Here is a 9350-nt window from a genome sequence, read left to right on the forward strand (position 1 = left end):
CAGCAGCAGGGGCTTGCCGGCGACCATCGCCCGCGCCGCCACCGCCGGCAGCACCTCGTCGATGACGTGAGCGGCGTGCGCGTCGTTGAAGGCGTACTCCGCGTTCCGCCGCTCCGGTTCCAGGAAGACGAGATGCACGGGCGGCATCTCGCCCGCCGCCAGCAGGGCGTCGGACAAGGGACCGCATCGCCCGTGGTGCCAGAACCCCTTGCCGTCATGGACGAGGACCACAGGCCCCGCCGTCCCGCCACCCGCCGGCGAGTAGGTGAAGAACCGGCGTCCCGGTCCCAGATGGCGCGAGTCGAGACGATGGCCGCGCAACCGTTGCGCCGCACGGGCGCCCGGCGCCGGCACGAACCGCTCGTCGCGCCAGCGCGGCCCGGCGAGACGGCAGGCGTAGTCCCACCAGGGATTGCCGGCCGGGACGCCCTCGGGATCGCGGCGCGGCTCGCCGTCGCGATCGAGCCAGGCGTATTCGAACCATGCGTCGTCGGGCAACGCGAAGGGCTCGAGTTCGTCCACCGGCAGCGGGTTTTCCCGCCAGCCGTGCAGATCGCTCAGCAGGTGCGTCGCCCAGGGCGGGGGTTTCAACTCCACTTCCAACACGACCTCGGTTCCGCTATGCTGCGATTCATGAATGACCCGGGAATGCAGGAGTTCGATCCCTACCCGCCGGAGCTGGCGTCGTGCCGGCGCTGTTCGCGGCTGGTCCACTGGCGGGAGCAGGTGGCGCGCGTCAAACGGCGGGCCTACCTGGACTGGGACTACTGGGGAAAGCCGCTGCCCGGCTTCGGCGACCCGACGGCGCGCATCTGCCTGGTGGGCCTGGCCCCCGGCGCCCACGGCGCCAACCGCACCGGCCGCATGTTCACCGGCGACGCCAGCGGCGCCTTCCTCTTCCCCGCCCTGCACCGCTGCGGTTTCACCGATCGCCCCGCGACCGATCGCCGAGACGACGGGCTCGAGGTGCGTGGCCTGTGGGTCACCTCGGCGGTGCGTTGCGTCCCGCCCCAGAACATGCCGACCGGTAACGAGATCAGGACCTGTCGACGGTGGCTGGCGCACGACCTGGACGGCCTGCCCGACCTGGCCGTGGTGATCGGCATGGGCTGGATCGGCCACGACGCCTACCTGAACCTGCTCGCCAACCGTGGCCAGCCCATCGTCAAGGTGCGCTACAAGTTCACCCACGGGGCCGCATACGAGATGCCCGACGGCACGATGCTGCTGGACACCTATCACGTCAGCCTGCGCAATACCAACTCGCGGCGGCTCACTCCCGAAATGCTGGACCGCGTGCTCCTGCGGGCGCGGGGGCTGGCGGGTCTGCCGCCGGGCTGATCAGCTGCGCAGGTCTCGTCCCGTCTTTCGCTTCAGCGTCTCCACCTTGCTGTCCAGTCGTCCGCCGCCTCCCGCGCGCGCATCGATCTTGATCTGGCAGGCGATGCGGTCGCAGTCGCGGCGCATGCGTTCGTAACAGCTGCCGACGACGGCCAAGACCTCGCCCCATTCCCCTTCCAGGGTCGTGCCCATGGGTCCCAGCCGGTAGGGCAGGCCGCTGTCGTCGATGATCTCCAGGGAGCGCTTGACGTAATCGCTGACGCTGGCCCCCTTGTCCGTGGGATACATGGAAAACTCGAGCAGGACCATCTTCGCACTCCCTCGGTTCGGGGCGGGCCCGTCACTTGAGCAACATCACCGACCGGGCGTCGCGCTGCGATCCGGCGCGCAGGTCGACCACGTAGGATCCGCTGGGCAGCGGCCGCCCGCCGTCGTCGCATCCGTCCCAGGCGAGCGCGTGATCGCCGGCCGGGAGCGGCCCGTCGCACAGCAGGCGCACCAGCGCGCCGCGCACGTCGTGGACGGCCAGGCGCACGTGCCGGGCGCCGGGCAGACCGAAGCGGATCGTCGTGCGTGGGTTGAAGGGATTCGGGCTCACGTCGTCGATCCGCAACGTGGCGAGCGGGTCGCCAGCGCCGGTGGCGGCCAGTCCGTCCAGCGCCGCGAAGGCGTTCGCCTTCACGCCGAGGGGCTGATCGAAGACGATCGCGTCGCCGGTTTCGACCAGGCGCTGGAGCACCTCGGCGGGCGTGAACCCGGGGCGCACCGACTTGATCAGGGCGCAGACGCCGGCCACGAGCGGGCAGGCCATGGACGTGCCGTCGCTGTACATGTACGGGTTCACGCCGTCCCAGCCGTAGCTGAGCATGAACAGCAGCTGCGTCAGGAAATCCCATTCGTAGTTGCTCTGCACCGTGGACCAGATCTGCTGGCCCGGCGCGGCGACGTCGACCCACGCTCCGTATGTCGAGAAGGACGCCCGCTGGTTGAGGGCGTCGGTGGCGCCGACGGAGATGACGCCGTCGAGGGCGGCGGGGTACATGGGCGTCGCGTCGTTGTTGTTGCCGGCGGCGGCCACGCAGACCACGCCGGCCGCTGTCGCATCGTCGACGAGCGCCTGCATGAAGCCGAAGTCCGCCAGCGACCCGCCGAAACTCATCGACACGACCGACGCGCCGTTGGCCACGGCGTACTGCATGGCCTCGGCCAGCCCCTCGGTGGTGATGTAGCCGTCGCTGTCGTTCACCTTCAGGCCCATCAGCCGGCAGCCCCAGCCGGCGCCGGCCACGCCGGTGGCGTTGTCGGTGGCGGCAGCCGCGATGCCGGCGCAATGCGTGCCGTGGAAGCCCACGTCGATGCCCGTTTCCAGATAGACCTCCGGCCGCGGGTCGTTGTCGTCGTTCCCCACGTCCCAGCCGTAGATGTCGTCGATCCAGCCGTTGCCGTCGTCGTCGATCCCGTTGCCCGGCGTCTCGCCGGGATTGATCCACATGGCGGCCTGCAGGTCGGGGTGGCTCCAGTCCACGCCGGTGTCGAGGACGGCGATGACCGCTGCGGGATCTCCGGTGGCGACGTCCCACGCTTCGGGCAGATCGATGTCCGCGTCGCCTGCGTGCTGGATGTGCCACTGGTTGGAGAGCATGGGATCGTTCGGCAGGACGCAGAGGTGCAGCACGTGATTCGGCGACGCCGCGCGCACGAGGCCCGCGGCGACGAGCTCGCGCGCCGCCGCGCGGGGGTCGAAACCGCCCAGTTCGCTGGTCAGCTTGAAGGAGGTCGCGAGGGCGCGGGTCGCGCACGGGGATACCGGGGCGGCCCTGAGCAGTCCGTGACGCGACAGCAACGCCTCCAGATCGGGGGCGGCGACCCGGAGCCGGCCGGCATCGTCGAGTGTCGGGATCGATCCCTGGTCGAACATCACCAGGATCTCGCCCGGTCGGAAGTCCGCGGGTTCGACCCCCGCCTGCGCCGCCGCGGCGGTGATCAGGACGAGGAACAGGATGCCTTGTCGCGTGAAGCGCTTCATGATGACCCCCTGATGAAAACGGCAACGTACTCGGCGGTGCGGGGGTCGGATTATATCACACATCAACGCATCTTCAACACGCCGCGAGCTCGGCCCAGACGGCCGCCAGGCGACGGTAGACGGCGGACCAGGCGAAGGGAGCCAACGCACCGGGGAGGGCGTCCGCCGGATCGCCCAGCGGGGGGCGCGCGAGGGCGTCGGCCAAGGCCGCGGTCAGGGCGGCGACGAAACCCGGCAGGTCTTCGCCTCGCGGCCGGTCCACGCCCTCCAGGCGGGGCGCGGGCACCAGGGCCATGGCCCCCGCGAACGGACCGGCGAGTTGATCCCGTATGCCCGGCAACTCCGTGCCCACCAGGCGGCAGCCGCAGGCCAGCGCCTCGGCCAGCACCAGGGGCACACCCTCGTAGAAGGACGGCAGGACGCAGACCGCGCAGCGGTTCATCAGCCTTGCGAGATCGGCCTGGGCGAGGATGCCGTGCAGCACGACCCGCGGCGACATGGTCTGCATGCGGGCGCGCAAGGCGTCGGCCTCGGCGCCCGCGCCGTCCCCCACCACGTGGAGCACGCAGTCCGGCCTGGACACCGCCAGTTCCGCCACAGCATCGAGCAGGCAAGTCAGTCCCTTGGACAGGCTGTACTTGCCAACGTACAGGATGTTGCCGGTGCGGACGGCCCCATCGTCCCAGCGGAAGATGTCTTCGCGATAGCCGGCACCCACCACCCTGAGGCGCGCCGGGGGCAGATCCAGCATCCGCGCCACCTGTGCGGCATGCCCCCGATGGAGCACGGCGATGATCTCGTTGCGGCGACAGCCGCGCCGCACCTCCTCTGCCAGGTGCGGACAGAGCGACATCTGCCGCAGGCCGGTGGCATGGCAGTGGCTGACCACGGGCGAAGCGGGAGCCAGGTCCTTGACCATGGCGCCGACCAGCCACAGGTGGTTGACGTGGATCACCTGCGGCCGCAGCTCGGCGATCGCGCGCGCGATGTGTTCGCGCCACGCGTTTCGATAGGCCGCGAGCTGGGCCGCGTCCATGGTGGAGAACACGGTGCTGCGATAGGGCATGACGTCACTCATGCCGGGCACCGGGAACGGCAGCTCGCCGGTCTCGAACCGCAGGGGACGGACCCGGTCCCGGTCCAGGCCCGCGACGGCGTATTCCGCGTCCGCCGGCACGCCTACCAGCGCGAGCTGCTCGACCCCGGCGGCGGCGGCGCAATGCGTCAGCGCGTCCAGGGTCACGCCGCTGCCGGTCAGCCCGGGGCGCTGGGTGAGAACATGCAGAACCCTCTCGACCATGTCTTCCTTTCCGCGCGCGCGGCCGTGCGACCGGAACCTCCGGCCGGCGGCTGGCCACCGCTCACGATACCCAAGCGAAAGCATACTGCAACCGTGGGCATCCCGGCGCGTGTCCGCAACAGGATTTCCCGGCCAGCGCAGGCCAGCCATGGGTGGTGGAGCGACCGTTCATGTGTTATTGGTTGTCGGAACTTCGCCCGGAAGAAACCGGAGGTGACATGGCTCCCGCGAGCCTGAAGGAACGACTCACATCCCCATTCGTGACCAGGCGGCTGCCGGTCGGCGACGACCGGCGCGTCCTGCTCACTTTCGACGACGGGCCCACACCCGGCGTGACCGACGGCGTCCTGGCGCGGCTCGAAGACCACGGCGCGCACGCGATCTTCTTCGTCGTGGGCAGGCGCATCGAACGCGACGCGTCCCTGTTGCCGGACGTGTTGGCCTCGGGGCACGCCCTCGGCAACCATTCGACCCTGCATGACGACGCGCGCCTGCCCTCGCCCGTCGCCTACCATCGCGACGTGAGGCTCTGCCGCGACCTGATCGCGCGTGCGTCCGGCGCTCCCCCGCCGTTCTTCCGCGCCCCGGCGGGCAGACTGCATCCCGCGAGCCTGCTGGCCCCCCTGGTCCTGGGCATGAAGCACGTGCTGTGGTCCCTCGACAGCCGGGACTGGCGTTGCCGGGACGACGACGACGCGCGCGCCGTCGCCCGCGAGGTCCTGGATACCGTCTCCGACCGCGACATCATCCTGCTCCACGACTACGCCGGGTACATCCACGCCCTGCTGGACGTGCTCCTGCCCGGCCTCGCCGCGGCCGGCTATGACCTGGGGACGGGATTGTCCGCGCTCGGGACGGGAAGGGCACCCCGATCATGAGCCGGATCTCCGTCGTCGTGCTCACATACAAGCGCCGCGAAGCGGTGCTGGCGCTCCTGCGCGAGCTCGTCGAGTTGCGCGATCACGACCTCGAGGTGATCGTGGTGGACAACGGCAGCGAGGATGGCACGGCGGAAGCCGTCGCGGAGCGCCACCCCGCCGTCGAACTGATCGTACTGCGCGAGAATCGCGGCGTGGGGGCGCGCAACGAGGGGCTCGCCCTGGCGGGCGGCGGGATCGTCGTCACCCTCGACGACGACATGCGCGGTCTCGACGAGACCGACCTGCGCCGCCTGAGGACCGTCTTCACCGAACGTCCCCGTCTCGGCGCCCTGTGCTTCAAGGTCACCAGGCCGGATGCGGACGAGGTGCGCGACTGGGTCCACCACCGTCCGGTGGAGGACGCGGACGGGGCCTTCGACACCTACGAGATAACAGAGGGCGCCGTCGCCTACAGGGCTACGGCGCTGGCCGAGTCGGGATTCTATCGCGAGGATTTCTTCATCAGCCACGAGGGGCTCGAGCTCGCCTACAGGTTGCTGGACCGGGGCTGGGAGATCGCGTACGACGGCAGCCTCTCCGTCGAGCATCACCACGCCGCAGGCGGCCGCTCGAGCTGGCGACGCTATTACTACGACACGCGCAACCTCTTCTGGGTGGCCACGCTGCATCAACCGCTCGGCTACGCCGTACGTTACCTGGCGCTCGGCGCGACCGCCATGGGCTACTACGCGCTGAGGGACGGATTCCTGCCGACCTGGCTCAGAGCCGTGAGGGACGGCCTGCGGGGCATTTCCGGCCTGAGGCCCGAGCGCCGGACCTGGTCTGCGGGAACCCGCGCGTTCATCCGCGGCGTCGATGCCGGGCGCCCCGGCTTCCTGTATTTGGCCCGAAAAAGGATGCGACAAAAGGACTTCAGTTTGGAATAACACGGCCGATTGTGACCGTGTACCGACATGGACGCTACACGTCTGGAAATCGTGAAGCGCCGCTGGACATGAACTCAGGGGCGAATGTCGTTGACTAGGGAAGACCAGGACATGCCCGAGCTTTCGGTGATCGTGCCTGTGCGCAACGAAGCGCTGTACCTCGGCGTCATACTCGGGCAGTTGCTCGAGCAGTCGCTCGCACGCTCCCGTTTCGAGATCCTCGTGGTCGACGGCATGAGCACCGACAACACGCACGAGATCGTCACGGCCATCATGGACGAGCATCCCAACGTTCGTTTGCTGGACAATCCGGCCGGCTTGTCCGGATGCGCCCGCAACGTCGGGGTGGAGCATGCCCGCGCCCCCTACGTGCTCTTCGTCGACGGCCATTGCCACATCCGGAGCCGCGACATGCTTGCCGCGGTGCTGAAGGCCTTCGCGGACGGAGCCCTCTGCGTATCACGCCCACAGCCCCTGATCAGGGACGGCGTCTCCCGTTTCCAGGCCGCGACGGCCGCGGCGCGCACGTCCTGGCTGGGCCATCACACGGGTTCCCAGATCTACACGGCGGACGATCATCTCTGCTCCCCCCTGAGCGCCGGCTGCGGATACGCCCGCGATCTCTTCCGCGAACTGGGCGGCATCGACGAGACCTTCGACGCCGGCGAGGACCTCGAGTTCAACCTGCGCGTGCACCAACGCGGCATCTACGCGCACCATAGCCAGGATTTCGAGGTGGGATACTTCCCTCGCCGCTCATGCCTGGCCCTTTTCCGCCAGCTGTATCGCTACGGGAGCGGCCGCGCCCGCATGGCGCGCAAGCACCCACGGCAGTTCTCGCCTCTCTCGGTGGCCCTGATGCTGCTGGTGCTGTGGATCCTGCTGATGCCCCTGGTCGCGCCGTTCTGGAGTCCGGCCTGGAGGTTGTGGGCCGTGCCCACCCTGATCTACGCGATCCCGGTGGTAGCCCTCTCGGGATGGCTGTCCCTGCGTCGCGGCGTCAGCTGGCCTCTGACCATCGCTGCCTTCCTCGCCTCCCATTTCGGCGGCGGGCTCGGATACCTGTCCGGTCTCGTCGGGGGCCCCCAGTGGAGCCACAGCCCGGGTAGGGTCCTCAAGCCCACCGACGACGCCTCGGGCTCCAGATCCCGCGGCGCCTGATCCCACCCGTCCCCGGTTCTGCCCTCTCTTCTCGCGCCGCACGCCGACGTCAGCGGACGATCCAGTCGAGAACATCCGCTTTTTAACCTGTGATAAGTCACGGATGTAGCTGCCTCCCCGTATAACCAGTATAATAGACGAGTGTTGTTGTCTTTTTTCTGGATGGTGCAAGACCGGCGGCCAGTTCCACCACGGCCATGACTCAAAAAAAAACGGGGATGACAAGATGAGAGCAGAACTGAACACGAAGCGGCGCGCGGCCCTGGCCTTGTTGCTGGCCCTTTCGCTGCCTGCCACCGCGCTGGCCACGGGGCAGGTCGGCGAAACCGCCGCAGATTTCAGCCTCAACGCCGCACAGGGTGGTTCCTACACCTTCAGCGAACACGACGGCAAGGTGCGCTTCCTCTTCTTCTTCGGACATGGCTGAACCTCCTGTCGGGCGGCGGGTCCGTCCACGGAGACCATGGCCGACGATTACGCCGGCGCGGATTTCCAGGCCTTCGGGCTGGAGATGTGGGGAGGCAGTCTCTCCCAGACCAATGCTTTCCTGTCGGTGACCGGCATCACCTACCCCGCCTTGATGCAGGCCGCCGCGGCTGGCGCCGGCGGGAACTACGCTTGCACCTACGACGACTTCTTCGTCGTCGGCGGTGACGGTTTGATCACCTGGCGGCGGCACGGCTGGCACAACGCCCAGTGCCGCGCCGCCGTCGATGCGGCGCTGGCCAACCTGACCACCCCGGCGGAGGATCTGCCGGAGCGCGACGGTTTCCGTCTGCACGCGGCCTACCCCAACCCGTTCAATCCCGCGACGACGCTCGCCTATTCGATCACCGGCGAGGGCGATGCTCCCGTCGACCTGAGGATCACCGACGTGCGCGGACGCACCGTGCGCACGCTGTTCAGCGGGCGGCAGGCCCCGGGCGAAGATCACCGGGTGCGCTGGGACGGCATGGACGATGCCGGACGCCCCGCGCACAGCGGCATGTACCTGGTCAACCTCACCGTCCGGGACGAGAACCAGTCGAGATTCATCACACTGTTGAAGTAGGAGCCTGGCGATGATCAAAGCCGACATCCGGAACCGGGCGGGGCGTCGCGGAAGTCGCTCCGCTATCGGACGTGCGCTGGTCGCCGCGTTGATGGCGGCCGCCCTGCTCGCGCCGCCCGCCGCCGCCGGCGAGGATCTGGGCGCCGCGCCCGGCTTCACGCTCGAGACCCCTGGCGGCGAGATGATGTCCCTCGACGACGCGCTGGCGAAGGGCCCCGTCATCCTGGACTTCTGGGCGACCTGGTGCGGGCCGTGCCGCAAGGCGCTGCCGCACCTGCAGGCGCTCTACGAGGAGCACGAGGGCGACGGCCTGACCGTCATCGCCGTCTCCACCGACGAGCCCCGGAATCGTCCCAAGATCACGGCCACGGTGCGCTCGCTGGGCCTGACCTTTCCCGTGCTGATAGACGGCGACAAGGAGGTCGCCCGTCTCTACCGGGTCGACGCGGTGCCGACCACCTTCGTCATCTCGCCGGCCGGGCGCGTGACTGCCTACCATCGCGGCTATCGCGAGGGGGACGAGAAACAGCTCGCCCGCGAGGTCCGCGAACTCCTGGCCTCCGGACGGGTGACGCCATGAATCTACCCGGCCGGGCGCGCCCCGGCTCGACGCCGCTGCTGGCCGCCCTGGCGGCGTGCGCGGTCGCGGCCTTCGCACCGGCGG

The 9350-nt window shown here is 69.2% G+C and carries 11 protein-coding genes; 7 read left to right on the forward strand and 4 right to left on the reverse strand.

What is annotated here, in order from left to right; genetic code table 11:
* Nucleotides 1–591, reverse strand: a 591-nt coding sequence (locus KJ554_02840) for a hypothetical protein (protein ID MBU0741274.1), incomplete at its 3' end; no start/stop codon positions are given.
* A gap of 57 nt (nucleotides 592–648) precedes the next feature.
* Between KJ554_02840 and KJ554_02845 the strand changes: the two genes are divergently transcribed.
* Entirely contained in the window at nucleotides 649–1341 is a 693-nt protein-coding gene (locus KJ554_02845; protein ID MBU0741275.1) for a uracil-DNA glycosylase, read from the forward strand.
* Here the strand turns inward: KJ554_02845 and KJ554_02850 are convergent, their stop codons facing one another.
* From KJ554_02850 to KJ554_02860, 3 genes are all read right to left on the reverse strand, one after another.
* The gene (locus KJ554_02850; protein MBU0741276.1) at nucleotides 1342–1650 is read right to left on the reverse strand and encodes an MTH1187 family thiamine-binding protein; all 309 of its coding nucleotides are present in this window, start codon (nucleotides 1648–1650) and stop codon (nucleotides 1342–1344) included.
* A gap of 31 nt (nucleotides 1651–1681) precedes the next feature.
* Nucleotides 1682–3367, reverse strand: a complete 1686-nt coding sequence (locus KJ554_02855; protein MBU0741277.1) for a S8 family serine peptidase — start codon at nucleotides 3365–3367, stop codon at nucleotides 1682–1684.
* Between the two features lie 73 nt (nucleotides 3368–3440).
* Nucleotides 3441–4667: a glycosyltransferase family 4 protein gene (locus tag KJ554_02860; protein MBU0741278.1), complete on the reverse strand. Its 1227-nt coding sequence runs from the start codon at nucleotides 4665–4667 to the stop codon at nucleotides 3441–3443.
* 218 nt (nucleotides 4668–4885) lie between these two features.
* On the opposite strand from KJ554_02860, the gene KJ554_02865 reads away from it, so the two are divergent.
* The 6 genes from KJ554_02865 to KJ554_02890 all read left to right on the forward strand — a co-directional run bounded on the left by KJ554_02865 (nucleotide 4886) and on the right by KJ554_02890 (nucleotide 9266).
* Nucleotides 4886–5545, forward strand: a complete 660-nt coding sequence (locus KJ554_02865) for a polysaccharide deacetylase family protein (protein MBU0741279.1) — start codon at nucleotides 4886–4888, stop codon at nucleotides 5543–5545.
* Nucleotides 5542–6474, forward strand: coding sequence for a glycosyltransferase family 2 protein (locus KJ554_02870; protein MBU0741280.1), 933 nt, complete (start codon nucleotides 5542–5544; stop codon nucleotides 6472–6474). Before KJ554_02865 ends, KJ554_02870 begins: the two co-directional genes overlap by 4 nt.
* A 111-nt stretch (nucleotides 6475–6585) precedes the next feature.
* A complete protein-coding gene (locus tag KJ554_02875) occupies nucleotides 6586–7635 on the forward strand; it encodes a glycosyltransferase (protein MBU0741281.1) in 1050 nt (349 codons plus the stop codon).
* Between the two features lie 226 nt (nucleotides 7636–7861).
* Complete coding sequence (locus KJ554_02880) at nucleotides 7862–8062, forward strand: peroxiredoxin family protein (protein ID MBU0741282.1); 201 nt, start codon at nucleotides 7862–7864, stop codon at nucleotides 8060–8062.
* A 36-nt stretch (nucleotides 8063–8098) separates the two neighbouring features.
* On the forward strand, nucleotides 8099–8686 hold the full coding sequence (locus tag KJ554_02885) for a T9SS type A sorting domain-containing protein (protein ID MBU0741283.1): 588 nt from the start codon (nucleotides 8099–8101) through the stop codon (nucleotides 8684–8686).
* A gap of 10 nt (nucleotides 8687–8696) precedes the next feature.
* Nucleotides 8697–9266: a TlpA family protein disulfide reductase gene (locus KJ554_02890; GenBank protein MBU0741284.1), complete on the forward strand. Its 570-nt coding sequence runs from the start codon at nucleotides 8697–8699 to the stop codon at nucleotides 9264–9266.
* Nucleotides 9267–9350: the final 84 nt, after the last annotated feature.

This window comes from bacterium (assembly GCA_018814885.1).
Classification (GTDB): Bacteria; Krumholzibacteriota; Krumholzibacteriia; order LZORAL124-64-63; family LZORAL124-64-63; genus JAHIYU01.

Coding starts and splice junctions, on each gene's coding strand:
- KJ554_02845 (MBU0741275.1), top strand. CDS start 649: ATGCAGGAGTTCGATCCCTACCCGCCGGAGCTGGCGTCGTGCCGGCGC.
- KJ554_02850 (MBU0741276.1), bottom strand. CDS start 1,650: ATGGTCCTGCTCGAGTTTTCCATGTATCCCACGGACAAGGGGGCCAGC.
- KJ554_02855 (MBU0741277.1), bottom strand. CDS start 3,367: ATGAAGCGCTTCACGCGACAAGGCATCCTGTTCCTCGTCCTGATCACC.
- KJ554_02860 (MBU0741278.1), bottom strand. CDS start 4,667: ATGGTCGAGAGGGTTCTGCATGTTCTCACCCAGCGCCCCGGGCTGACC.
- KJ554_02865 (MBU0741279.1), top strand. CDS start 4,886: ATGGCTCCCGCGAGCCTGAAGGAACGACTCACATCCCCATTCGTGACC.
- KJ554_02870 (MBU0741280.1), top strand. CDS start 5,542: ATGAGCCGGATCTCCGTCGTCGTGCTCACATACAAGCGCCGCGAAGCG.
- KJ554_02875 (MBU0741281.1), top strand. CDS start 6,586: ATGCCCGAGCTTTCGGTGATCGTGCCTGTGCGCAACGAAGCGCTGTAC.
- KJ554_02880 (MBU0741282.1), top strand. CDS start 7,862: ATGAGAGCAGAACTGAACACGAAGCGGCGCGCGGCCCTGGCCTTGTTG.
- KJ554_02885 (MBU0741283.1), top strand. CDS start 8,099: ATGGCCGACGATTACGCCGGCGCGGATTTCCAGGCCTTCGGGCTGGAG.
- KJ554_02890 (MBU0741284.1), top strand. CDS start 8,697: ATGATCAAAGCCGACATCCGGAACCGGGCGGGGCGTCGCGGAAGTCGC.